Here is a 24,688-nt window from a genome sequence, read left to right on the forward strand (position 1 = left end):
GAGCAGGGTCAGTGTGCGGCTGCGTACGCTTCCTGCACCTGGGTGGAGATACGGCCGCGGGTCGAGACCTCGTACCCGTTCTCCTTGGCCCATTCACGGACCTTCGCGAGTTCTTCGGAATTGCCGCGCTTCGGCGCGGACTTCGGCGCGGTCCCACCGGTGCGGCGCCCGCTCACCTTGCGCGCTGCGGCGACGTAGTCGGAGATCGCTTCACGGAACTTGTCGACGTTGTCGTTGCTCAAGTCGATCTCGTAGGTGGATCCGTCGAATGCGAATTCGACGGTGCGACCGTCGCCCGCGGTGATGGGTGAGTCGTCGAGGTCGTCGACGAGCTGAACGGTGACCTTCTGCGCCATTACGTACTCCTCTGCACGGTGGATGTATTTCCCGACCAGTGTAGCGGGGAATACATCACCCACGGAAATGCACTGGGCGTTTCACAGCGATTCCGTCGAAATGACGATCACTCGTCGAGTGCGAGTTCCTTCGGGAGTTCGAGTTCACGCGAGGTGAGTTCTTCGACATTCACGTCCTTGAACGTCAGCACGCGGACGGACTTCACGAAGCGGTCGGAACGGTAGACGTCCCACACCCAGACGTCGTTCATCGTCAGTTCGAAGTAGAAGTCGTGCTCGGTGTCGCGACGCGCGAGCTCCACCTCGTTGGCGAGGTAGAACCGTCGCTCGGTCTCGACCACGTAGCGGAACTGCGCCACGACGTCGCGGTACTCACGGTAGAGAGCGAGCTCGACCTCTCGGTCGTAGTCGTCGAATTCGTCGTCATCCATTGCGCCCACAGTCTACGGCGCACACGCGCACCGCGGACGACCTCACCCCACGAGCTCGTCCGCGCACCGCGGACGACCTCACCCCACGAGCTCATCCGCGCACCGCGGACGACCTCACCCCACGAGCTCGTCGAACCCGTCCAGCGCGACGCTCGACGCGGCGTGCAGCCAGCTCTTCCGGTGCAGCGCGTGCGGCCCGACCGCCCGGATCGCGTCGTAGTGCGCCGTCGACCCGTACCCCTTGTTCGACGCCCACGCGTAGTGCGGGGCGTCGTCGTGCGCGGCCACCATCAGGGCGTCACGCTCGACCTTGGCGACGACCGACGCGGCCGCCACCGAGGCGCAGTCGCGATCCGCCTTCACACGGACCACGACGTCGAGCGGCGACGAGACCGGCGCCAACGACGGCGGCAGGGCGCTCGACAACCAGTCGAACGAACCGTCGAGCACCACGATCGCGCCGTCGAACGACACCCCGGACGATGCGAGCGACGCCAGCGCACGCGCTCCCGCGAGTCCGAGCGCCGGCATGATCCCCCGCTCGTCGACGAACTCGGCCGACGCCATGCCCACCGCCGTGCGGGCCCACCGCGTGACGACGGGGACGAGCTCGGTACGACGTGCCGCGGAGAGGAGCTTCGAGTCCGCGAGCCCCTGTGGCACCCGGCGCACGTCGACGGTGACCGCCGCGACCCCCACGGCGACCGGTCCGGCGATCGCGCCGCGTCCGACCTCGTCCACCCCGATGACCGTCACGCGGCCCTCGGCGAAGTAGGACTTCTCGAGGCGGAGCGACGGGCGGACCGGGGTCACTTGTCCTTCTCCTCCACGCCGGCGAAGACGTCCGGGTAGTCGTCGAGCCAGGTCCACCTGCTGGTCGGCCAGGAGATCACGAACGCACGCCCGGTGACGTCGGACAGCGGAACGAAGCCCTTGGACGGGGTGTCGCCGTTGTACCGGGAGTCCTTGGAGTCGTAGCGGTTGTCGCCCATCACCCAGATCGTGCCCTTCGGCACGGTGACGGAGAAGTCGGTCCCGGATGCGCGGGTCTCCCCCGCAGGCAGCTTCAGGTACGGCTCCTTGATGGGAACGCCGTTGACCGTCATCTGGCCGAGGTCGTTGCAGCACGCCACCTTGTCCCCGGGCAGACCGATCACGCGCTTGATGAGGTGGTCGTCACTGTCACCGGTCCCGAGCCCCACCTGGGTCAGGAGCCAGTCGATCGCCTTCGCGGGCTGCGAGGTCGGCGTGACGCTCGGCACCTCGGACCCGGTGAGCCATCCGCCCGGGTCCTTGAAGACGACGACGTCGCCACGCTTGAGCGACACCGTGTCGGGGACGAGCTCGTTCACGATCACGCGGTCGTTGATCTGCAGCGTGTTCTCCATCGACGCGGACGGGATGTAGAACGAGCGGATCAGGAACGTCTTGACGAGGAACGAGACCAGGAGTGCCGCGAGGAAGATGATGAGCAGGTCGCGGAGGAAGGTCAGGACACCGTTCCGCTGCTTGTGCGGACGGGGCCTGCGCCCCGGTTCCTCGGTGGTGTCGGTCATTTCCGCTCTCGTTCAGAACACAACCCGCGCAACGGGCAGAACAGGGCCCACGCGGGCGGGCAGAACAGGGGCCCACGCGGGCCGGACCCGCGCAACGGGAAAGCCCCCCGTCGATGCACAACCGTACATGGACGAGGGGCTGCCAGCAGAGTCCGGCTCGCGGACGCTCGCTGTGAAGGCGATCAGTTGTCGCGCTTCTCCTTGATCTTGCGACGGGCCGCCTTGCCGCGCAGTTCGCGCAGGTAGTACAGCTTCGCGCGACGGACGTCACCGCGGGTGACGACCTCGATGTGGTCGATGATCGGGGAGTGCACCGGGAACCAGCGCTCGACACCGACCTGGAAGCTGACCTTGCGGACCTTGAAGGTCTCGCCGAGGCCGTGGCCCTGACGGCCGATGACGACACCCTGGAAGACCTGGATACGCGAACGCGTGCCTTCGATGATGTTGACGTGGACCTTGACGGTGTCACCGGCGCGGAAGTCCGGGACGTCGGTACGCAGCGATGCTGCGTCGACGTTGTCGAGGAGTTGGCTCATGATTGGGTCACTCTCTGCGGACGCACACGGGTCGCCGCGGATCGAATTGGATGAAGTGGTGATGTGCCCGGTGTCGGCGACTCCCCCGTGGCAGAGTCCAGCCAGGGCACAGCTGTCCATACTGCCACAGAGGTCGCACCGCACAAAACAGCGGAGGCAGAAAACACGCGAGGATGGACGCATGATCGAACTCCGCACCCCCGCTGAACTCGACGGACTCCGCGTCGCCGGCCGGTTCGTCGCCGACGTGCTCGACGAGCTCCTCACGACGGCGGACGTCGGCGTGAACCTCCTCGACCTCGACCGGGTGGCCGCACGGATGATCGCGGAGCGCGGCGCGGTGAGCTGCTACGTCGACTACCACCCGTCCTTCGGCAAGTCACCGTTCGGCAAGAACCTCTGCACCTCCGTCAACGACGCCGCACTCCACGGACTGCCGTTCGACTACTCGTTGCAGGACGGCGACCTGGTGAGCCTCGACTTCGCCGCGAGCGTCGACGGCTGGGTCGCGGACTCCGCCGTCACGGTGCAGGTCGGCACGCACCAGGCCGAGGACCAGCGCCTCATCGACACGGTGGAACGCGCGCTCGCGGCGGGCATCGCGCAGGCGGCGCCCGGCAACAAGCTGGGCGACGTCTCCCACGCCATCGGCGAGGTCGCGCACCAGGGCGGCTACGACGTCAACCTGCAGTTCGGCGGTCACGGCGTGGGCCGCACGATGCACGGCGACCCGCACGTCCCGAACGACGGTCGCCCCGGGCGCGGGCTGAAGCTCCGCCCCGGGCTCGTCGTCGCGATCGAGCCCTGGCTCATGCAGGGCACCGCGGAGCTCTACCAGGACGACGACGGCTGGACCCTCAAGAGCGTCGACGGGTCCCGTGCTGCGCACGTGGAGCACACCGTCGCGGTCACCGAGACCGGTCCCGAGATCCTGACGCTGCGTCGCGCCCAGCGCGCAGACGCAACCGTGTGACGGCCGGGAGGCTCGTGGCGGCCCCGCCACGAGCCTCCCGACCGTGGACCGTTCCGTCCCATGCCGCGCGCGCGAGAAAGCGGAAACGCGCGTCGGTGGTCGAAAGAAACGACCACCGACGCGCGAAACGACTGCCCACGCGCGAAACGACTGCCCATGCGCGAAACGACTGCCTACGCGCGGAACCCCCGCGAGACCGCAGGAACCTACGCGCCGGCCTCCGGCAGCAGGTCCGGCCGGACGCGCCGCGTCCGCTCCAGCTGCTGCTCGTGCCGCCACGCGGCGACGTTCCCGTGGTGGCCGCTCAGCAGCACCGGGGGAACGGACAGGTCACGCCAGACGGCGGGCTTCGTGTAGGACGGGTACTCGAGCAGGCCGTCCTCGTGCGATTCCTCGACCAGGGACTCGGGGTTGCCGACGACCCCCGGGACGAGTCGCCCGACGGCCTCGATCATGGCCATCGCCGCGACCTCGCCCCCGTTCAGCACGTAGTCGCCGAGCGAGAGCTCGACGACGGAGCAACGCGACGCCGCCCACTCGAACACCCGGGCGTCGATCCCCTCGTAGCGTCCGCAGGCGAACACGAGGTGGTCGGACTCCGCGGCGAGCGACCGGGCGATCGACTGCGTGAAGGGGGTGCCGGCCGGGGTCGGGACGACGAGCGTCGACGAGCCGTCGGACCGCAGGATCGAGGACAGCGCCTGTGCCCACGGTTCCGGCTTCATCACCATGCCGGCACCGCCGCCGTACGGGGTGTCGTCGACGGTGCGGTGCCGGTCGGTGGTCCAGGAGCGGAGGTCGTGCACGTGCAGGTCGAGGAGCCCGCCCTGCCGTGCCTTGCCGAGCAGCGAGACGTCGAGCACCCCGAAGAACTCCGGGAAGATCGTGACGATGTCGATGCGCACGGCTAGAACGTCTCGGGTCGGGACGTGTCCTCGGGGTCCTCGAACAGACCCTGCGGGGGCGTGACCGTGACGATGCCGGCCGCGATGTCCACGGACGGCACGATCGCGGAGACGAACGGCACGAGGACCTCGCCCCGGTCGGGCGTCGACACGGCGAGCAGGTCCTGCGCCGGCAGGTGGTCGACACGGGCGACCGTGCCGACGGTGACGCCGTCACGGACGACGCTCAGGCCGACCAGCTGGTGGTCGTACCAGGCGTCTTCTTCGCCGGTCTCTTCGTTCGGGTCCTGGTCGACCCAGAGGATCGCCCGCGCGAGCGTCTCGGCGCCGGAACGGTCCGCGATGCCCTCGAAGAAGGCGACCGGGTGACCGTTGTACCAGCGGAGCTCGTCGATGGCGATGGTCTTCCCCGACCACGGTGAGTCGTCGGGGACCTGGAGCGTGAAGACCGCTCCGTGCGTGAACCGACGATCCGGGTCGTCGGTGTAGAGCTCGAGCTTGAGACCGCCCTTGAGCCCGTGCGCCTTGGTGATGCGACCCACCCGGAGTTGGGTCGCCTCGTCAGGAATCGGTGTCGACCACGTCGACCCGCACCCGCTTGCCATCGGCGAGAGCCGTGACGAGGGTGCGGAGCGCCTTGGCGGTCCGACCGGCGCGTCCGATCACGCGGCCGAGGTCCTCGGGGTGCACGCGCACCTCGAGGACCTCGCCCCGCGCGGAGGTGGAACTGGCGACGCGCACGTCGTCAGGGTGATCGACGATCCCCTTGACGAGGTGCGTCAGCGCGGATTCGAGCAAGGAATTACGCCTCGGTCGTCTCTGCGTCGGCGTCGGCCTCGGCCGGAGCGGCCGGGGCCTTCTTCTCCGACTTGGGCTTCAGGACGGCCTTCTTCGACGAGTCGACGACGAAGGCTTCCTTCGGCTGCTTGACCTGGACCTTGGACTCGGTGTCCTTCTCGCCCTTGAACTTGGCCCAGTCGCCAGTCAGCTTGAGGAGGGCCGCGACCTGCTCGGTCGGCTGTGCGCCGACGCCGAGCCAGTACTGCGCACGGTCCGACTTGACCTCGATGAACGAGGGCTCCTCGGTCGGGTGGTACTTGCCGATCTCCTCGATGACGCGACCATCGCGCTTGGTGCGCGAGTCGGCGACGACGATGCGGTAGTACGGCGCCCGGATCTTACCGAGACGCTTGAGACGGATCTTGACAGCCACAAATGCTCCTGTTGCGTGTTGTTGTGGTTGAACCGGAACCGCGGGCGTGGGGGCACGCGCGGTGGAAGCTCGAGAGATACGTGATCCGCTGGATAGAGGGTCGAGCGGACACGTTTCGACCGTTCATTCTTACAGATGTCGGCCCGAGAAGCGAGCCGGGACGCGCCGCTACGGTGCGAGTGCGCGCACGGCTTCGAGCGCTTCGGACGTCGCGCGGACCGCGTCGACGCTCCGGGCGTCGCGTGCGCCGCCGACGACGGCGTACGGCACCCCCGCGGCCTGGAGGCCCGACACCAGTCCGGTGGGGTCGTCACCGTCGGTGTCGATCGCCTGCTCCTGCCCCGCGCAGATCACGACGTTGTCCGCCGGGACCATGCGCTCCGCGCCGTCCTCGTCGCGGATCCAGAGCGCACCGGGTTCGATGCGCAGGTACTCCTGGACGCCGCCGACCATGCGGACACCGGCGTCACGGAGCCGGCCGAGGGCGACCCAGCGCGAGGTGAGCCCGACGCCCTGCCCGAACTTGCCCGAGCGGCGGAGCACGGTGACCTGGTCCCCCGGACGCAGGGTCCGGAGGGCCGTGGGCTGGCGCTGCGGCAGGTCGCCGACGACCTCGGTCGCCACGGCGAGGTCCCAGCGCGCGGCGAACTCCGCTGCGCGCACGACCTCGTCCGGGGACTCGGTGAGGAACGCGGCCGTGTCGACCCCGATCCCACCGCCACCGATGATCGCGACGGTGCCCTCGGGGACGCCGTCGCGGAGGGCCTGCTCGTACGAGCGGACGTGCGGCAGGTCGGCACCCGCGATGTCGACGAGGCGCGGGACCACCCCGGCGGCGAGGACCACGGCGTCGCTGTCGGCGAGGTCGGCGGCGGTCGCCGCACGGCCGAGGTGCACGGTGGAGCCCCGGTCGTGGAGCTCGGTGCGCGCGGCCCGGATGGTCGCGGCGTAGTCCTCTTTCCCGGGGACGAGCGCGGCGAGGCCGAACTGTCCACCGAGTGTGTCGGCGGCTTCCCACAGGGTGACCCGGTGCCCGCGCCGTGCGGCGTCCACCGCGGCGGCGAGGCCGGCCGGTCCCCCGCCGACGACGTCGACGCGCTTCGGCTCGGCGGTGGGCCGTGCCGGGAACGCGACTTCGCGGGCGGCGCGCGGGTTCACCAGGCAGGACACCGGCTGGCCGATGATCGAGCGGTCGAGGCAGGCCTGGTTGCAGCCGATGCAGGTGTTGACGAGGTCGAATCGTCCGCCGAGGGACCGCGACACGATCTCGGGGTCTGCGAGGAACGGGCGCGCGAGGGCGACGGCGTCGATCAGCCCGTCCGCGAGCACGGCCTCACCGTCGCGGAGGTCCGTCATCCGGTTCGACGCGATCACCCGGACGTCCGGGTGCTCCGAGGCGCGCACCACCCGGGCGATGCGCTCTGCGTAGGACAGCCACGCCCCGTGCGGCACCGCGGCCTGCACGGTCGGGGTGCGGGACTCGTGCCAACCGATGCCGACCGAGATGCCGTCGAGCCCGAGCGGCAGGAGTTCGTGCACCAGGGCGTCGACGTCGTCGTCCGTGGAGGAACCGGGCATCAGGTCGGCGCCGGAGAGCCGGATCGTCACGGCGAGCTCGGGCACCGCGGCACGCACGGCGCGGACGACCTCGACCGGGAACCGCCGCCTCGCAGCAGCCGAGCCGCCCCACTCGTCGTCGCGGAGGTTCGTCAGCGGCGACGCGAACTGGTTGATCAGGTAGCCCTCGGACGCCATGATCTCGACGCCGTCGAAGCCGATGTCCCGGGCGCTCCGCGCCGCGGCGGCGAAGTCCTCGATGGTCTGCTCGACCTCCGCGCCGGTCAGCTCCGTCGGCACCACGCCACGGGCGGCCGCCCACGGCAGCGCGGACGGTGCGACCGCACGCTGCGGAGCGCCGTGCCGGTCCGTCATGCCCGCGACGAGCGCGTACCGGCCGGCGTGGAACAGCTGCGCGAGGATGGTGCCGCCGGACTCGTGCACGGCCTCGACCGCGAGGCGGAACCGCTCGTCCGCGCCGTCGACGCCGAACACCGCGAAGTCCGGGCCACCACGCGCTTCGTCGGAGATCGCGATCCCGCCGGTGATGATGCACGCGGCACCGCCGGCCGCACGCTCACGGTAGAACGCCGCCATCCCGACCCCGCCGTCGTCGTGCACCTCGAGCCCGGTGTGCATCGACCCCATCACGACCCGGTTGGGCAGGTGCAGCGGGCCGAGCGTCCACGGGGACGCGACGGTCGCGACGGCGGTGTCGGGAGCGGCGACGGTCATGGCTACGAGGCGTCCGCGGCGTTCGTGACCGAGCCGTCCGACGGCAGCACCGCGTCGCGGAGCGGCGACGTCGTGTCCGCCCAGTACGGCGGCGCGATGACGGTGAGCCCGCCGTCGACGGAGAGGACCTGGCCCGTGATGTACGACGCCTTGTCGGAGAGCAGGAAGTCCACGGCGTCCGCCATGTCGTCCGCGGTGCCCGGGCGCTGCAGCGGCAGCTTCTCGTAGACCGTCTCGATCGGCGCCTGGCCGGGGACCTTCGTGTAGAAGTACTCGAGCGAGTCGGTGTCGATGAGCCCGCCGTTGACCGCGTTCACGGTGATCTGGCGCGGACCGAACTCGACCGCCATGTACTTCATGTAGGACTCGCTCATCGCCTTCGCGGCACCGAGCGCGGCGTACGTCGGGAACGCGCGGAGCGACCCGTACGAGGTGACGACGACGATGCGGCCGCCCTTGTCCATGAGCTGTGCGGCGCGCTGGGCACCGAGCACGAACGAGCGGGCATTCGTGGCGTAGCTGCGGTCGAGGTGGTGCAGCTTCAGGTCGGCGACCGGCTTGAAGGCGCTCGCGGCGGCGTTCGCGACGAAGTAGTCGAGGCGACCGTACGTGTCGCGCACCAGGTCGAACAGGGCGTCGATCGACTCCGGCTGCTCGATGTCGACCTGGGCGGTGATCCCGTCGCCACCGGCGGCCTTGACGTCGGCGAGCGACTCCTCGGCCAGGTCGGCGTTGCCCTTGTACGTCACGACGACGGTCACGCCGCGCTGGCCGAGCTTCTGCGCGAGCAGACGGCCGATGCCGCGGGAGGCGCCGGTGATGAGCGCGATGGGTGCGGTGCTGTCGGTCACTTGTGTCCTTTGCTGACGTGGTGCGAGACGGACTGGAGGCTCGGGGCGGGCCCGCACCGGGCCTCCCGTCCGGTGGTTGGTTGCGGCTAGAACCCGGCCTGGCCGGTCACGACGGCGCGGCCGACGACCAGCTTCTGGATCTCGTTGGTGCCCTCTTCGAAGCGCTGCGCGCGGGCGTCGCGGTACACGCGCTCGATCGCGTTGCGCTTCCAGTAGCCCTGGCCGCCGTGCACCTGCAGTGCCTTGTCCGTGACGCGGGCGAGCATGTCGACCGCGACCATCTTGGAGGCGCTGGAGAGCGTGCCGGCGTCCGGGCGGCCCTCTTCGTAGGCGCGGGCGGCTTCGAGGACGAGCGCACGCGCAGCGGCGATGTCCGCGTAGTTCTCCGCGATGTAGAACTGGATGGCCTGGCGGCTGGAGAGCTTCTTGCCGAACGTCTCGCGCTCGTTGGCGTACTCGACGGCGAGCTCGTTCGCCCGCTCGGCCAGCCCGACGGCGCTCATCGCGACCGAGACGCGGCTCGGCAGGAGGAACCCGCCGAGCGCGACCTCGAGGCCCTGGCCCTCTTCCCCGAGGAGCGCGCTGGCCGGGACCGGGGTGTCCGTGAAGCGGAGGATCGCGTGGTCGGTGCCGCGGATGCCCATGGTGTCCGAGTCGTCGATCACCTCGGCACCCGGGAGCCCGGTGTTCGGCATCAGGAACGCGACGGTGCCGTCCTGGCCCGTCGTGCCCTCGAGCCGGGCTGCGATCAGCCAGTAGTCGCACTTGACGCCGAACGTGATGAGGTGCTTCTCGCCGTTCATCACGTAGGTGTCGCCATCACGGCGGACCGTGGTGCGGATGTCCGCGCCGGTGCCGGCGGTGGCCTCGGTCAGCGTGAACGCGACGAGCTTGTCACCGGCGACGGAGGGCTTGACCACTTCCTCGATCTGCTCAGGGGTGGCGTACGGGGCCATCGCGCGCCAGGTGCCGTTGATGACGTGCACGAGCATCCGGATCGACGCGTGCGAGCGCGACACGATCTCCATGATCTCGAGGTAGCGCGAGAACGGGATGTCCCGCCCACCGAGCTCGGTCGGCGCTGCGAGGCTCAACCAGCCCTTGTCCTTGAGCTCCTGGAAGAGCTCCGGGGCGACCTGGCCGGTGCGCTCGATCTCGTTCGCCCATTCCTCGCCACGGCCGCGCACCCACTCGGTGACCTCGGCCTTGAGCTGCTGGAAGTCCTGCTCGGCGGCGGTTTCCATCACCATCGTCATCGTTCGTTCTCCTTGGTCGCGACGAGCGCTGCAGCCTGCTCGCGCAGGACGTTCTTCTGGACCTTGCCGACCGCGTTGCGCGGCAGCTCGGCGATGTACTCGAGCCGTTCCGGCCAGTAGTACTTGGACACGCCGGCAGCCTCGAGGTACTGCTGCATGGCGTCGAAGTCGAGCGACTCGTCCGCGCGGGCCGACACCACGAACGCGCAGGCACGCTCCCCGAGACGCTCGTCGGGCATCGCCACGATGGCGACGTCGGTGACGAGCGGGTGCTGGTAGAGCAGGTTCTCGATCTCGACGACCGGGATCTTCTCGCCACCGCGGTTGATGACGTCCTTGATGCGTCCGGTGATGGACAGGAAGCCCTGCTCGGACAGCTTCGCGAGGTCGCCGGTCTTGTACCAGCCGTCCTCGGTGAAGACGTCGTCGGTGAGGTCGGGGCGGTCGAGGTAGCCGTCGAACATCGTCGGCGAGTACAGCTCGAAGTTGCCCTCGGTGTCCGCGGGGAGTTCGTTGCCCTCGTCGTCGACGATCCGGATCGTGATCCCGGGCAGGGCACGGCCGTCGTGGCCGTACGCGTCCGACGGGTCGTCGGTCGGGCTGGAGAGCGCACCGAGGCACGTCTCGCTCGTGCCGAAGGCGCCGAGGATCGCGGTGCCGAGCACCGTCGCCGCCCGCTGGGCCAGCGCACGGGGAACCGCGGCACCGGTCGGGACGAAGATCCGGAGCGCCTCGGGCTGCGGGGCGCCGGCCTCGACCAGGTCGACGAGGTCGGTCAGGAACGGCGTCGCGCACTGCACGAACGTCGCGCCGGCCGCTCCGAAGGCCTGCTCGAGGGCGACACGGCCGTCCCACACCGGCTGGATGACCTGCGGTGCGCCGAGGCGGAACGCCAGCAGCATGCCGTAGAGGAACCCGGTCTGGTGTGCGAGCGGCGACGGGATGTAGATCCGGTCCGCGCTCGTCAAGCCGGACTGCGCGACGTGCATCGCCGTGGCGAGGCCGAGCGTGCGGTGCGGGTGCTGCACGCCCTTGGGCTCGCCGGTGGTGCCGGAGGTGAAGAGCAGCTGGCAGATGTCGTCCGGGGTGGGGGCGTGCGAGGCGATCTGCTCGACGTCCACCTGGACGCTCTCGAGCGCCGTGTCGAAGTACCGCCAGTTCCACTCGCTCGCGGCGACGCGCTCGGCGGCATCAGCGGGCAGGGGTGCCTGGTTGGTCGGGGTGTCCCCCTGGCCGCGGGCTTCCGAGCGGATGACGACGACGTGCTCGACCGCGAGGCGGCGGTTCTGCGCCTTCGCTTCGTCGACGACGTCGAGGAGCTCGAGTGCGGGACGGCGCTTCCGGAACACGTTCGGCAGGAACACCACGCGGGCACGGGAGCGCGCCAGCGTCATCGTGGTCTCGCGCGGGCCGAAGACGGGCATGATCGGCGTCGCGACGGCGCCGATCTGGATCGCGCCGAGCGTGATGGAGACGAACTCGCGCCAGTTCGGGAGCTGCATCGCGACGGACTCGCCGGTGCGGACCCCGAGCTCGAGGAGCAGCGCCGAGACCTTGTCGGCTTCGTCCTGCAGTTCCTTCCACGTCGTGTTGACCGGCTCCGGACCGCCGACCTCGATCACGGCGAGGCCGTCCGGGTCCTCCTGCGAGAGGGTGCGGACCTTCTCGCTGAGGACCAGCGGGTCGGCGTCCACCCCGGTCAGCTCGGGGAGGTCCTCGGCGCGGGTCACCGCGTCGGTCTCCTCACCGAGGTCGGTGTGCTGGTTCGCCACGTCCGCGCGGTCGGCACGGGCGTCGGCCGCGGCCATCGCTGCTTCGGCGTCGCCGACCTCCATCTCGAGGCCGACGGAGTTCATCGCCTCGAGGAAGGTCGGGTACGAGATCCGGTACGCACGGGGGTACGTCATCGCCGAGACACCCTCGGCCTTGGACGCGGCGACCGCGAGCGACATCAGGACGCGGTGGTCGTTGAACGAGGACATCGAGGCCCCGTGCAGCTCCCCCGCGCCGACGCCCGTGACACGGAGTTCGTCGGCGCCCTGCTCGGCGCGGCCGCCCATCCGGTTCAGCTGGAGCATCGCCGCGACGCGGTCGGACTCCTTGAGGCGGATGTGCGCCACGTTCCAGAGCCGGGTCGTGCCCTCGGCGAAGGTCGCCATGGTGGACAGGATCGGCAGGAGGTCCGGGATCGGCTGGCAGTCGATGTCGAGGGGCTTCAGCGGGGAACCGTCGTGCTCGATGCGCACGAAGCCCGTTTCCTCGTCGATGCGCATCGGCACGCCCATCGCCGTCGCGAGGTCGAGGAACTCGCTCTCCGGGTGGTCCGTGTCGGCGGTCGTGAACGAGGTCATGCCTCGGAGCAGCACGTTCGACTCGCGGATGCCGGCGGCGGCGATGCCGAACGCTGCCGACCCGATGTCCGGCGGGATCACGTAGTCGTGCGGGGTCGCCTGCTGGTTCGCCGGGATCCGGTACTCGAGCCAGTCGTCGGAGACCTCCACCGTCAGGCCGAACTGGCGCATCATGCGCACCGTCAGCTCGACGTAGGGCTGCTCGTTGAGACGGCCGCCGGTGATGTGGATCCGGGTCTCCTGGTCGGCGAACGGCGCGACGAGGAGCAGGCCGGAGATCCACTGCGAGAGCGTGCCGGCGATCTGCACGTCGCCGCCGCGCGGGCGCTTCGGCTGGACGGTGACCGGGGGGCAGTCGTTCGTCGCTTCGAGTTCGACGCCCATCTGCGTCAGCGAGGTGAGCAGCGCCTTGATCGGGCGGCGCTGGAAGTACTTCATGCCCGACAGGGTCATCGGCTTGTCCGCGAGGGACGCCAGGCCCGTCATGAAGTAGAGCGTCGTGCCGGAGGAGCCCATGTTGAGGATCCCGTCGGCGCCGCGTGACCCGTGGTCGACGACGTCCGTCGCTTCGTACCGCCCGCCGAGACCGGTGACGTGGTACTCGTTCCCGCGGCGCTTGATGTCGATCCCGAGCGCACGGAGGGTGCCGACGGTCCACTCGACCTGCCGCGTCGTGCTGATCCCGGAGACGATGCTCGTCCCCTTCGCCAGGGACGCGAGCACCAGCGCGCGGTGCGCGTGGTACTTCGAGACCGGGATGTCGAGCTCTCCGACGAGCGGTGCGGACGTACCGCGTACGACCAGCTGCATGCGTTCCTCTTCCCTGTTGAGCGCTTCTACGGTAGTCCCGGTGGGAAGGTCCTGAGAAACCGATCCGCACGATGGGGACAACTCTTCCTTGTGCGTGTCCGACAACGCCCCGGCAGGATGGCTCCATGGACATCCGCTTCACCGAGTCCCGCCCGTCGACCATCGGCGTCGAGTGGGAGCTCCCGCTGGTCGATCGCGAGACCGGCGACCTGACCCCGCGCGCCCCCGCCGTCATCGCCGCGGTGCACAAGCGGCTCGGCGACCACGACAAGGTCACCGAGGAGCTCCTGACCAACACGGTGGAGGTCGTGACCGGTGTGCACTCCCGGGTGCGCGACGCGACGAGCGAGCTGTCCGGCACCATCGGCGAGGTCATCGACGCGGCCGCACCCCTCGACGCCCAGGTCATGTGCTCCGGCACGCATCCGTTCGCGGTCTGGGACCAGCAGGAGATCACCCCGGACAGCGAGCACTACACGACGCTGATCGACCGGACCCGCTGGTGGGGACGCCAGATGCTGATCTGGGGCGTGCACGTGCACGTCGGGATCGACGACCGCGACAAGGCCCTGCCGATCCTCGGCGCGATGCTCGCGTACGTGCCGCACGTGCAGGCGTTCACCGCCTCCAGCCCGTTCTGGGCGGGCACCGACACCGGGTACGCGTCGAACCGTGCTCTGATGTTCCAGCAGCTCCCCACGGGTGGCCTGCCGCCGCAGCTCGGCGCGTGGGCGAACTTCGAGGAGGTCGTCGGCGACCTCACCCACACGGGCGTCATCGAGGGCGTCGGCGACCTGCGCTGGGACATCCGCCCGTCGCCGAAGTGGGGCACGCTCGAGAACCGCGTGTCCGACGGCATCTCCACCCTGCAGGAAGTCGGCGCCGTCACCGCACTCGTGCAGTGCCTCGTCACCGCGTGCTCCGACCGGCTCGACGCCGGCGAGACCCTGCCGACCATGCAGCCGTGGTTCATCCGCGAGAACAAGTGGCGCGCCGCCCGCTACGGGATGGAGGCGGAGATCATCACGAACACCGCCGGGGACGAGCGGCTCGTCACCGACGAGGTCCACGACCTCGTCACCCGGCTCGACCCCGTGGCCGAACGGCTCGGCTGCCTCGAGGAACTGCACCACCTCGACACGATGATCGAGCGCGGTGCGTCGTACCAGCGGCAGCTCAAGGTCGCGCAGGAGAACGGCGGCGACCTGCGCGCCGTCGTCCGCCACCTGGTCCAGGAGTTCACCGACTCCCTCTGACGCCCGGGTCGTTTCGCGCGTGGTCAGTCGAATCGCGCGTAGGCGGTCGAAAGTATCGACGACCTACGCGCGATTCGACTTTCCAGCGCACCCGTGATGGGAAAGAACGCGCGTCACCAGACGACGGACGGGAGGCCCGGTGCCAGCTGGCACCGGGCCTCCCGTCGATCAGGTGGTCGCGTCAGCGACCGAGGAACTTCTGCAGGCTCGCCAGCTCTTCCTCGGTCGGCGCCTTGCCGCCCTTGGCGCCGCCGCCGAGACCCAGACCGGACCCCTGCGGTGCCTGCTGCGGCGCAGCCGCCGTGCCGGCCGCGATCGCCGCACGCTTCGCCGGGTTCCCGACCTTCGACTTCTTCTTGCCGCCGCCCTGCTGCTGCTTCTTGCCACCGTGCATGCCCGGGATCGGACCCATGCCCGGCATCTGCGGCACACCACCGCGAGCGACGGTCTTCATCATCTTCGCCGCCTGCTCGAAGCGGTTCACGAGCTGGTTGACCTCGGTGACGGTCGACCCGGCACCCTTCGCGATGCGGAGACGACGCGAGCCGTTGAGGAGCTTCGGGAGCTCGCGCTCCTTCGGGGTCATCGACTGGATGATCGCCTCGGTGCGGACGATCTCGCGCTCGTCGAAGTTGTCGAGCGCCTCGCGCATGCCCTTGGCACCGGGGAGCATGCCGAGCATGCCCTTGATCGAGCCGGCCTTGCGCAGCTGCTGCATCTGCTGCAGGAAGTCGTTCAGCGTGAAGTTGTCGGTCGCGATCTTGTCCGCGACCTTGCGCGCCTCTTCCTCGTCGAAGGCGCCCTGCGCCTGCTCGATGAGGGACAGGATGTCGCCGAGGTCGAGGATGCGGCTCGCCATGCGGTCCGGGTGGAACGGCTCGAAGTCGTCGAGGCCCTCACCGGTGGAGGCGAACATGATCGGGCGGCCCGTGACACTGGCGACCGACAGGGCTGCACCACCGCGGGCGTCACCGTCGAGCTTCGACAGGACGACACCGGTGAAGTCGACGCCTTCCTGGAACGCGCGGGCGGTGGTGACGGCGTCCTGACCGATCATCGCGTCGATGACGAAGAGGACCTCGTCCGGGTCGACGGCCTTGCGGATGTTCGCCGCCTGCTTCATGAGCTCGGCGTCGACGCCGAGACGACCGGCGGTGTCCACGATGACGGTGTCGTACTGCTGGTCGACCGCGGCCTTGATGGCGTTCTTCGCGACCTTGACCGGGTCGCCGACACCGTTGCCGGGCTCCGGGGCGAAGACGTGCACGCCGGCCTGCTCGCCGACGACCTGGAGCTGCTGCACCGCGTTCGGACGCTGGAGGTCCGCGGCGACGAGCATCGGGGTGTGGCCGTCCTTCTTGAGCCACTTGCCGAGCTTGCCCGCGAGGGTCGTCTTGCCGGCGCCCTGGAGGCCCGCGAGCATGATGACCGTCGGCGGCTTCTTCGCGAACTCGAGACGACGCTGCTGGCCGCCGAGGATGCCGACGAGTTCTTCGTTGACGATCTGGACGACCTGCTGCGCCGGGTTCAGCGCGCGGTTGACCTCGTCGGAGAGGGCACGCTCACGCACCGCGGCGGTGAAGGCCTTGACGACCTCGAGCGCGACGTCGGCGTCGAGCAGGGCCCGGCGGATCTCGCGGACGGTGCCGTCCACGTCCGCCGGGGAGAGTCGTCCCTTCGTCCGCAGGTTGCGGAAGGTCTCGGTCAGCCGATCAGAGAGGGATCCGAATTGCGCCATGATCCGACGATTCTACAGGCCCCGGCTCCGGACGAGATCGACAGGCGACCTGAGTTGTTGGACGGAGTCCAAGAACTGCCGTACGCTCGCCGCATGCCGGAACTCGAGGTCGTCCGCCCACCGGGCCTGCTCTCCTACGCCGACGGCCTCGCCCTGCAGCGAGCCCTCCACTCCGACGTCGTCGCCGACCGCTCCCCCGGCGCACTCGTCCTCTGCGAGCACCCGCCCGTGTACACCGCCGGTCGACGCACGGAGCCCTCCGACCTCCCGACGAACGGCGCACCGGTCGTCGAGGTCGACCGCGGCGGCCGCATCACCTGGCACGGCCCCGGTCAGCTCGTCGCCTACCCGATCGTCCGTCTCACGGAACCGCTCGACGTCGTCGCGTGGGTCCGTGACCTGGAGCAGGTGATCCTCGACGCGGCGGCCGCGGTCGGCGTGCGTGCCGAGCGCGTCGACGGCCGGAGCGGCGCGTGGGTCCGGTCGGACGGAGGCAGCACCGCCAAGGTCGGTGCGATCGGCCTGCACGTCGCCGAGGGCGTGACGAGCCACGGCATCGCGATCAACTGCGACAACGCGCTCGACGCCTACGGGGCGATCGTCCCGTGCGGCATCGCCGACGCCGGCGTCACCACCCTGACCAGGGCAGCCGGGAGGCCCGTGACCGTCGACGAGATCGCCGCGGTGGTCGCGTCCCGTGTCCAGAGCGCGGTGCACGGCATGCAGACCGGCACCCGGATCGCGCACCCGCAGAGCACGCCCGCGAGCACGCCGGCGAGGACGCCCACGAGCACGAGCACGAAGGAACGGATCCCCGCATGACCCTCGCCCCGGAAGGCCGCCGCATGCTCCGCGTCGAGGCCCGGAACGCCGAGACCCCGATCGAGACCAAGCCCGCGTGGATCAAGACCCGTGCGACCCAGGGGCCCGAGTTCCGCGACGTCTCGGCCCTGGTGAAGGACAAGCAACTGCACACGGTGTGCCAGGAGGCCGGCTGCCCGAACATCTTCGAGTGCTGGGAGGACCGCGAGGCCACCTTCCTCATCGGCGGCTCGCAGTGCACGCGCCGCTGCGACTTCTGCCAGATCGACACCGGGAAGCCCGACCCCCTCGACCGCGACGAACCCCGCCGGGTCGCGGACTCCGTGGCCGACATGGGGCTCCGCTACGCCACGGTCACCGGTGTGGCCCGCGACGACCTGGACGACGGCGGCGCCTGGCTCTACGCGGAGACGATCCGGGCGATCCACGAGCACTCCCCCGGCACCGGCGTGGAGATCCTGGTGCCGGACTTCAACGGCCGGCCGGACCAGCTCGGGCAGGTCTTCGACGCCCGGCCCGAGGTCTTCGCCCACAACGTCGAGACGGTCCCGCGCATCTTCAAGCGCATCCGCCCGGCCTTCCGGTTCGAGCGCTCGCTCGACGTCATCACGCAGGGGCGCGACGCGGGCCTCGTGACGAAGTCGAACCTCATCCTCGGGATGGGCGAGGAGCGCGCCGAGATCGAGGACGCCCTGCAGCAGCTCCACGACGCGGGCACCGACATCATCACGCTGACGCAGTACCTCCGTCCCTCGCCGCGGCACCTGCCGGTCGCGCGCTGGGTCAGGCCGGAGGAGTTCGTCGAGCTCCGCGAACTCGCCGAGGGCATGGGCTTCGCCGGGGTCCTCGCCGGGCCGCTGGTCCGGTCCTCGTACCGTGCCGGCCGGCTGTGGGCGCGGGCGACGGTCGCGCGCGGCGGCACGGTCCCGGCTCACCTCGCGCACCTGGTGGACGCCCCGGTGGGCCGTCAGGCGGTCTGACCGCGGCGGAAGCGACAACGCGCGGCCGTCTGCGCGGCGCGAACCGACGTGCGGTGTCGCTTTCGGCGGGTGCGCGCGACCCACGACGAACGGGAGGCACGGTGCCCGCTGGCACCGTGCCTCCCGTCGGTCGTTCCGCGCCTATGCGCGGCCGCGGATGCTCCGCAGCAACCAGCCGATGACGGCCAGGATGATGAGGACGATCCCGACCCACAGCAGGAACTTCAGTGCACCGACGAAGATGCCGCTGAAGAGCAGGACGAGGCCGACGATGATCGCGATGATCAGCAGTGCTGGCATGTGGGGACTCCTTCCGACGTACCTGGACGATCCCTGTACTGCGAAGACGGTACCCGAGATCAGCCCACGAGGTTCTGCACGAAGACGTGCGGGGTGAAGCCGGTGAGGTCGTTGATGCCCTCGCCCTGGCCGATCAACTTGATCGGGATGCCGGTCTTCTCCTGCACGCTGAGCACGAACCCGGCCTTCGCGGAGCCGTCGAGCTTGGTGATGACGAGACCCGTGACGCCGGCCCCCTCGATGAACGCCTGTGCCTGCGCGAGGCCGTTCTGCCCGGTCGTCGCGTCGAGCACGAGCAGCACCTCGGCGATCTCGGTCTGCTTCTCGACGACGCGCTTGATCTTGCCGAGCTCGTCCATCAGGCCGGCCTTGGTGTGCAGGCGCCCGGCGGTGTCGATGACGACGATCTCGGTGCCGTCCGCGATGGCCTTCTCGACCGTCTGGTACGCCACCGACGCCGGGTCCTGCCCGGGCTGCGAGGGACGGACCACGTCGACGCCCGCCCGCTCGGCCCAGGTGGCGACCTGCTCGACGGCGGCGGCGCGGAAGGTGTCTGCCGCGCCGACCAGCACGGTGCGGTCGTACGTCTTGAGGAACTTGGCGAACTTGCCGATGGTGGTGGTCTTGCCGACGCCGTTCACCCCGACGACGAGCACGACGGCGGGCCGGGCGCTGAGCTTCAGGGTGGTGTCGAGCTTCGAGAGCCGTTCCTCGAGCACCTCGCGCAGCATCCGCTGCAGGTCGGCGGGGTCGGTCGTGCCGTACCGGTCGACGCGTGCGTGGAGGTCCTCGATGATCTCCTCGGAGATGTCCGGGCCGAAGTCCGCACCGATCAGCGCCGTCTCGAGGTCGTCCCAGGTGGTCTCGTCGATGGTCTTCCGCTGGAAGAGACCCCGCAGCCGGGAGGACAGTGACCAGGAACTCGCCATGCTCCCAGCTTAGGGCGCGGCGCCCCCGGCCGGTCCCCGGTATGCTCGGTGACACGAAGGGGAGTATTCCCTCTCGGTGACCCCGTCAGTACGGCCCGGAACGACCCGGGCCCGGGGCGCCGGTCGTGAGCGGCCCGGATCTCGGACCGATCGCGACGGAAGAGACCTTCAGGCCTCGGCGTACCCATCACCTGGGTGTGCCTCCCGACCTGAAGGAACTCCGTTGGACGTCCCCACCTCAGTCTGGCTCATCACCATCGCCGGCATCCTCGCGTTGCTGGTGTTCGACTTCTTCTCGCACGTGCGCACCCCGCACGTGCCGCACATCCGCGAATCGGCGATCTGGTCCGCGGTCTACATCGCCCTCGCGATCGTGTTCGGCATCGGCGTCTGGGTGTTCGGCGGACACCAGGCCGGCGGTGAGTACTTCGCCGGGTGGTTGACCGAGAAGGCACTGTCGGTCGACAACCTGTTCGTCTTCCTCATCATCATGAGCTCCTTCGCGGTGCCGAAGGAGTTCCAGCAGAAGGTGCTGCTCGTCGGCGTCGCGATCGCCCTCGCCGCCCGCGGTGTGTTCATCGCCCTCGGCGTCACGATCATCGACAACTTCTCGTGGGTGTTCTACCTGTTCGGCGCGCTGCTGTTCTGGCTCGCGTGGTCCCAGGCCCGGAGCGGCAACGACCACAGCGCCGACGAGGGCGACTCGCGGCTCATCCGGATCCTCAAGCGCGTCATCCCGACCTCGGACCACTACGACGGCGACCGACTCACCACGCGCGTCGACGGCAAGCGGCTCTTCACCCCGATGCTGCTCGTGATGGTCGCGATCGGCCTGACGGACGTGCTCTTCGCGCTCGACTCGATCCCGGCGATCTTCGGCCTGACGCAGGACGCCTTCATCGTGTTCACCGCGAACGCGTTCTCGCTCCTCGGCCTCCGGCAGCTCTACTTCCTGATCGCCGGGCTGCTCGAGCGGCTCATCTACCTGGGCCAGGGCCTCGCGGTCATCCTCGGCTTCATCGGCGTGAAGCTCGTGTTCCACGCCATGCACGTCAACGAGCTGCCCTTCATCAACGGCGGCGAGCACATCGAGTGGGCGCCGGAGATCCCGATCTGGTTCTCGCTCGGGTTCATCATGCTGACGATCGCCGTCGCGACGGTCGCCTCGCTCGTGGTGTCGAGCAAGCGGCAGGCGCGGGGGCTGACCCCGACGGGCTCGCAGCCCACGGTGTCCTCCGACGCCTCGTAGCGCCCCCGGGCCGGCGGGCGGCGCGCCCCGGACCGGCAGGCGGCGCGCCCCGGGTCAGGCGACGGCGGGCTCCGGCTCCGCCGTCGCCGGCTCGCGGCGCTGCACGCGCTGACCGACCACCGCGGAGACGCCGTCCTGCCGCATGGACACCCCGTACAGCGCGTCGGCGATCTCCATCGTCCGCTTCTGGTGCGTGATGACGATGAGCTGCGACGCTTCGCGGAGCCGCTCGAACACGGTCAGCAGCCGGCCGAGGTTCGCGTCGTCGAGCGCCGCCTCCACCTCGTCCATGATGTAGAACGGCGACGGCCGCGCGGTGAAGATCGCCACGAGCAGCGCCACCGCCGCCAGGGACCGCTCCCCGCCGGACAGCAGGGTCAGGCGGTCGATCTTCTTGCCGGCGGGCTTCACCTGCACGTCGATGCCCGTCGCGAGCAGGTCCGTCGGGTTCGTCAGCGTGATCGACCCGGAGCCACCCGGGAACAGGATCGGGAAGATGACGTCGAACGCGTCCTTCGTGTCGTTGAACGCCGACTCGAAGATGGTCTGCATCTTCTGGTCGAGCTCCTCGATGATCGTCATCAGGTCCGTGCGGGTCTTCTGCAGGTCCTCGAGCTGCTCGGTGAGGAACCCGTGCCGCTGCTCGAGCGCCTGGAACTCCTCGAGCGCGAGCGGGTTCACCTTGCCGAGCTGACCCAGGTCACGCTCGGCGGCCTTGAGGCGTCGTTCCTGCTCGGCGCGGACGTAGGGCACGGTCTCGACGTCGGCGAGGTCGACGTCGGCGGTCGCGTCGAACTCCGGCAGCGCGTCCGGCAGGTCATCGGGGAGCGCGGGGCCGCCCGGCAGCGTCGACTCGGCGTCGACGAGGTCCACCGCGTCGTCGTCGAGGTCCGCCAGGTCAGCGGCCTCGTCGTCGAGGTCCGCCAGGTCAGCGGCGTCGCCGTCCTCGTCCGCCAGGGCAGCGGGCTCGCCGTCCGCCGCAGCAGCAGCAGCAGCAGCCGCCCGCTCCGCCTCCCGGTGCTTCCGCGCCAGGACGCGCGGGTCCACGAGCACGTCGACGGGCACCGGCACGTCCGGGCCGTACTCGGCGACGAGCACGGCCTCGACGAGCCCGAGTTCGCTCTGCGCCCGGTCGAGCACCCCCGACACGTGCAGCTTCTTCTCGTAGATCTCCATCTCGAGCGAGTGCACCCCGTCGGTGATGGACTGCAGCCGGTCCCGCAGCTCGCGCTCCTCGTTCCGGATGGTCTGCAGCTCGGTGTTCCGCTTCGCGCGCTCCGCCTCTTCGGTCGCGAGCTGCACCCGCGCCTCGGCGAGCGAGCGGTCCACCGCGGCGAGCACCTCGGGCAGGTCTGCGAGGACGCTCTCCGCCGTCGCGATCTGCCCACGTCGGATCACCGCGAGCCGTGCCGCCTCTTCCGCCGCGGCACGCTCGGCCTCGAGCTGCCGGGCGAGCTGGGCGGCGCGCCCCCGCTCGGATCGCGCGCGTTCCCGGACGGTCTCGATCTGGATGCGCTGTTCGATCTCGGCGGCCCGAGCGGCCTCGAGCGCGTCCAGCAGCGCCGGTCGCTCGGAGGCATCCACGGTCGGTCGGGGCTCGGCGGCGTGTGCGTCCCGTGCCCGCTCCGCCTCGGCCAGCACGGCCTCTGCGGCCTCCACGGCGCCGTCGGTCTCGCCGAGCGCGGCGCGCAGCCGCTCCACCTCGGCGCTCGCGTTCTCCGCCTTCGCCCGCACCGAGGCGCTGGTCCGGTCGTACTCCGCAACCGCTGCGGCATGCGCACGGCTCGCCCGGTCGGCGTCGTCCGCGGCGCGTCTCGCCTCGTCCACGGCGCTCCGCGCGGCCTGGAGGCCCGTGGCCGCGTCCTCGGCGTCGGTCGCGATCGCGTCGCGTCGCTCCACGGCGGCGTCCCGCTCCGCCACGAGTTCGATGCGTGACGTGGTCCGCTCACCGCCACCGGTCACCCGGACCGCGCGGACGAGGTCACCGGAGCGTGTCACGACCGTGGCGTGCGGGGCGGCGGCGAGCACGGCCTCCAGGTCGACGTCGTCGGACACCGCGACCAACGTGTCGGCGAGGATCGCGGCGAGTGCCGGCGGGCCGGTGACCAGGTCGAGTGCGCGGCGGACGCCGGCGGGGACCGGGACGGCCGCGGTGTCCGCCGCTCCGGGCGCTCCGCCGTCGGCGACGACGACGTCGATGCGGCCGATGTCCTCGTGGCGGGCGTGCGCGACGGCGTCGAGCGCGACGGTGCGGTCCTCGGCGAGGACCGCGTCGGCGAGCCCGTCGAGGGCCGCCGCGATCGCCCCCTCGAACCCGGGCGTGACGGTGAGGCGGTCGGCCAGCCGGCCGACGATGCCGGCGCGTCCGGCGTCGATGAGTGCCTGCGAGCCGTCGCGGACGTCGATCGACATGCCGAGCGCGGCGACGCGGGCGTCGAGGGCGTCCCGCTCGCGTTCGAGGGCGTGCAGCCGGTCACGGAGGTCGTCGCGGGCGGTCTGCGCGCGTTCGAGCCGCTCGCGGGCGGTCTCGAGCGCGGCCTGCAGCGCCTCCGGGTCGGTGTCGGCGGACGGGTTGGTGCCGACCTCGGCGAGGGCCGCCTCTGCGGTGCGGGCGCGCTCGGTGGCCTCGGCCAGTGCACGCTCGCGGCGTTCACGGTCGGCGACGGCCGAGCCCCGCTTCGACCGCGCGACGTCCACGGTGCTGGCGAGGCGCTGGGCGTCGAGGTCGTGCTGGGAGACGAGCGCGGCCTGCGCGGCGATCCGCTCGTCGAGGGCGTCGAGCGTGGCGCGGGCGTTCCGGACCGCCTCGGCCGCCGCGACCTGTCCGCTCGCCATCTCGGTCGCCCGCGCGTCGAGCCGGTCGGCCTCGGCACGGACACCGGCCACCCGCTCCGGCGTGATCGTGGGGCCCTGCTGCGGGGCGTCGGCCTGCTGGGCGAGGAACATCAGGCGCTGGTTCGCGAGGCTCGACAGCCCCCGGAGCCGCTCCTGGACGCTCTCCAGCCGGTGCACCACGGTGCGGGCGCGGTCGACGTCGTCGCCGACCATGCTCTGCTCGACGTGCTGCTGGCGTGCGCGGGTCTGGTCGAGGCGCTCGGTGAGCACGATCCGCTCGGACTTCCGGCCCGCCTCGACCTCCTGGTGCTCGTGGAGCTCGCGGCGCAGGCGGACGACGTCGTCCGCGAGGATCCGGGCCTTGGCGTCACGGGCGACCGCGGCGACGGACTGCGCCTTGCGGGCGACCTCGGCCTGTCGACCCAGCGGCTTCAGCTGGCGACGGATCTCCCCCGCCAGGTCGGACAACCGCGTCAGGTTCGTCTGCATCGCGTCGAGCTTGCGGAGCGTCTTCTCCTTGCGACGACGGTGCTTCAGGATGCCGGCGGCCTCTTCGATGAAGCCGCGGCGGTCCTCGGGGGTGGCGTGCAGGACCTTGTCGAGCTGGCCCTGGCCCACGATGACGTGCATCTCACGGCCGAGGCCCGTGTCGCTCAGCAGCTCCTGCACGTCCAGCAGGCGGCAGTTCTCGCCGTTGATCGCGTACTCGCTGCCCCCGTTCCGGAACAGTGTGCGGGAGATCGTCACCTCGCTGTAGTCGATCGGCAGCAGCCCGTCGGCGTTGTCGATCGTCAGGAGCACCTGCGCGCGGCCGAGCGGCCCGCGGGTCGAGGTGCCGGCGAAGATGACGTCCTCCATCTTGCCGCCGCGGAGGGTCTTCGCCCCCTGCTCCCCCATCACCCACGCGAGGGCGTCGACGACGTTGGACTTGCCCGACCCGTTCGGACCGACGATGCACGTGACGCCCGGCTCGAACGCGAACGTCGTCGGCTGCGCGAAGGACTTGAACCCCTTGATGGTCAGGCTCTTCAAGTACATGCGGTCTC

The 24,688-nt window shown here is 70.3% G+C and carries 22 protein-coding genes; 5 read left to right on the forward strand and 17 right to left on the reverse strand.

The window, feature by feature from the left end; translation table 11 throughout:
- Positions 1 to 8: 8 nt before the first annotated feature.
- From EDF24_RS17970 to rplS, 5 genes are all read right to left on the reverse strand, one after another.
- A complete protein-coding gene (locus EDF24_RS17970) occupies positions 9 to 356 on the reverse strand; it encodes an Lsr2 family protein (protein WP_123653891.1) in 348 nt (115 codons plus the stop codon).
- A gap of 107 nt (positions 357 to 463) precedes the next feature.
- The gene (locus tag EDF24_RS17975) at positions 464 to 787 is read right to left on the reverse strand and encodes a DUF2469 family protein (RefSeq protein WP_111115750.1); all 324 of its coding nucleotides are present in this window, start codon (positions 785 to 787) and stop codon (positions 464 to 466) included.
- 114 nt (positions 788 to 901) lie between these two features.
- Positions 902 to 1,600 carry a ribonuclease HII gene (locus EDF24_RS17980; RefSeq protein ID WP_123653742.1) on the reverse strand — a complete coding sequence of 233 codons (699 nt, stop codon included), beginning with the start codon at positions 1,598 to 1,600 and terminating at the stop codon, positions 902 to 904.
- The gene (gene lepB / locus EDF24_RS17985; protein ID WP_123653743.1) at positions 1,597 to 2,343 is read right to left on the reverse strand and encodes a signal peptidase I; all 747 of its coding nucleotides are present in this window, start codon (positions 2,341 to 2,343) and stop codon (positions 1,597 to 1,599) included. Before lepB ends, EDF24_RS17980 begins: the two co-directional genes overlap by 4 nt.
- A 182-nt stretch (positions 2,344 to 2,525) precedes the next feature.
- Positions 2,526 to 2,882, reverse strand: coding sequence for a 50S ribosomal protein L19 (gene rplS / locus EDF24_RS17990; protein WP_056126034.1), 357 nt, complete (start codon positions 2,880 to 2,882; stop codon positions 2,526 to 2,528).
- Between the two features lie 181 nt (positions 2,883 to 3,063).
- Here rplS and map point away from each other — a divergent pair, with 181 nt between their 5' ends.
- The gene (map, locus tag EDF24_RS17995) at positions 3,064 to 3,855 is read left to right on the forward strand and encodes a type I methionyl aminopeptidase (RefSeq protein ID WP_123704728.1); all 792 of its coding nucleotides are present in this window, start codon (positions 3,064 to 3,066) and stop codon (positions 3,853 to 3,855) included.
- A 206-nt stretch (positions 3,856 to 4,061) separates the two neighbouring features.
- Here map and trmD read toward each other — a convergent pair whose 3' ends face one another.
- The 8 genes from trmD to aroA all read right to left on the reverse strand — a co-directional run bounded on the left by trmD (position 4,062) and on the right by aroA (position 13,533).
- Positions 4,062 to 4,760: a tRNA (guanosine(37)-N1)-methyltransferase TrmD gene (trmD, locus tag EDF24_RS18000; protein ID WP_123704730.1), complete on the reverse strand. Its 699-nt coding sequence runs from the start codon at positions 4,758 to 4,760 to the stop codon at positions 4,062 to 4,064.
- Positions 4,761 to 4,762: 2 nt separating this feature from the next.
- Positions 4,763 to 5,365, reverse strand: coding sequence for a ribosome maturation factor RimM (gene rimM / locus EDF24_RS18005; RefSeq protein WP_123653746.1), 603 nt, complete (start codon positions 5,363 to 5,365; stop codon positions 4,763 to 4,765).
- On the reverse strand, positions 5,322 to 5,558 hold the full coding sequence (locus EDF24_RS18010; RefSeq protein ID WP_022905822.1) for an RNA-binding protein: 237 nt from the start codon (positions 5,556 to 5,558) through the stop codon (positions 5,322 to 5,324). The genes rimM and EDF24_RS18010 overlap by 44 nt, the downstream gene beginning before the upstream one ends.
- A gap of 4 nt (positions 5,559 to 5,562) precedes the next feature.
- Positions 5,563 to 5,973: a 30S ribosomal protein S16 gene (gene rpsP / locus EDF24_RS18015; protein WP_123653747.1), complete on the reverse strand. Its 411-nt coding sequence runs from the start codon at positions 5,971 to 5,973 to the stop codon at positions 5,563 to 5,565.
- A gap of 168 nt (positions 5,974 to 6,141) precedes the next feature.
- The gene (locus EDF24_RS18020) at positions 6,142 to 8,265 is read right to left on the reverse strand and encodes an FAD-dependent oxidoreductase (RefSeq protein ID WP_123704732.1); all 2,124 of its coding nucleotides are present in this window, start codon (positions 8,263 to 8,265) and stop codon (positions 6,142 to 6,144) included.
- Positions 8,266 to 8,267: 2 nt separating this feature from the next.
- Positions 8,268 to 9,116: an SDR family oxidoreductase gene (locus tag EDF24_RS18025; protein ID WP_123704734.1), complete on the reverse strand. Its 849-nt coding sequence runs from the start codon at positions 9,114 to 9,116 to the stop codon at positions 8,268 to 8,270.
- Between the two features lie 86 nt (positions 9,117 to 9,202).
- Entirely contained in the window at positions 9,203 to 10,372 is a 1,170-nt protein-coding gene (locus EDF24_RS18030; RefSeq protein WP_221181398.1) for an acyl-CoA dehydrogenase family protein, read from the reverse strand.
- A complete protein-coding gene (aroA, locus tag EDF24_RS18035) occupies positions 10,369 to 13,533 on the reverse strand; it encodes a 3-phosphoshikimate 1-carboxyvinyltransferase (RefSeq protein ID WP_123704738.1) in 3,165 nt (1,054 codons plus the stop codon). The genes EDF24_RS18030 and aroA overlap by 4 nt, the downstream gene beginning before the upstream one ends.
- 125 nt (positions 13,534 to 13,658) lie before the next feature.
- On the opposite strand from aroA, the gene EDF24_RS18040 reads away from it, so the two are divergent.
- Positions 13,659 to 14,789: a glutamate--cysteine ligase gene (locus EDF24_RS18040; RefSeq protein ID WP_123704740.1), complete on the forward strand. Its 1,131-nt coding sequence runs from the start codon at positions 13,659 to 13,661 to the stop codon at positions 14,787 to 14,789.
- Between the two features lie 181 nt (positions 14,790 to 14,970).
- Here the strand turns inward: EDF24_RS18040 and ffh are convergent, their stop codons facing one another.
- Positions 14,971 to 16,527, reverse strand: a complete 1,557-nt coding sequence (gene ffh, locus EDF24_RS18045; protein WP_123653753.1) for a signal recognition particle protein — start codon at positions 16,525 to 16,527, stop codon at positions 14,971 to 14,973.
- 93 nt (positions 16,528 to 16,620) lie between these two features.
- Here ffh and lipB point away from each other — a divergent pair, with 93 nt between their 5' ends.
- Positions 16,621 to 17,349: a lipoyl(octanoyl) transferase LipB gene (gene lipB / locus EDF24_RS18050; protein ID WP_123704742.1), complete on the forward strand. Its 729-nt coding sequence runs from the start codon at positions 16,621 to 16,623 to the stop codon at positions 17,347 to 17,349.
- Complete coding sequence (gene lipA, locus EDF24_RS18055) at positions 17,346 to 18,329, forward strand: lipoyl synthase (RefSeq protein WP_123704744.1); 984 nt, start codon at positions 17,346 to 17,348, stop codon at positions 18,327 to 18,329. Before lipB ends, lipA begins: the two co-directional genes overlap by 4 nt.
- Positions 18,330 to 18,470: 141 nt before the next feature.
- Here lipA and EDF24_RS18950 read toward each other — a convergent pair whose 3' ends face one another.
- Together EDF24_RS18950 and ftsY are read right to left on the reverse strand one after the other, a co-directional pair.
- Positions 18,471 to 18,629, reverse strand: a complete 159-nt coding sequence (locus EDF24_RS18950; RefSeq protein WP_139199230.1) for a DUF4175 domain-containing protein — start codon at positions 18,627 to 18,629, stop codon at positions 18,471 to 18,473.
- A 59-nt stretch (positions 18,630 to 18,688) separates the two neighbouring features.
- Positions 18,689 to 19,558 (reverse strand): signal recognition particle-docking protein FtsY, encoded by an 870-nt coding sequence (ftsY, locus tag EDF24_RS18060; protein ID WP_123653756.1) that lies wholly within the window; start codon positions 19,556 to 19,558, stop codon positions 18,689 to 18,691.
- A gap of 223 nt (positions 19,559 to 19,781) precedes the next feature.
- On the opposite strand from ftsY, the gene EDF24_RS18065 reads away from it, so the two are divergent.
- Positions 19,782 to 20,807, forward strand: a complete 1,026-nt coding sequence (locus EDF24_RS18065; RefSeq protein WP_123653757.1) for a TerC family protein — start codon at positions 19,782 to 19,784, stop codon at positions 20,805 to 20,807.
- Positions 20,808 to 20,861: 54 nt separating this feature from the next.
- Here EDF24_RS18065 and EDF24_RS18070 read toward each other — a convergent pair whose 3' ends face one another.
- On the reverse strand, positions 20,862 to 24,680 hold the full coding sequence (locus tag EDF24_RS18070) for an AAA family ATPase (RefSeq protein WP_123704746.1): 3,819 nt from the start codon (positions 24,678 to 24,680) through the stop codon (positions 20,862 to 20,864).
- Positions 24,681 to 24,688: the final 8 nt, after the last annotated feature.

Source organism: Curtobacterium sp. PhB130, assembly GCF_003755165.1.
Taxonomy (GTDB): Bacteria; Actinomycetota; Actinomycetes; order Actinomycetales; family Microbacteriaceae; genus Curtobacterium.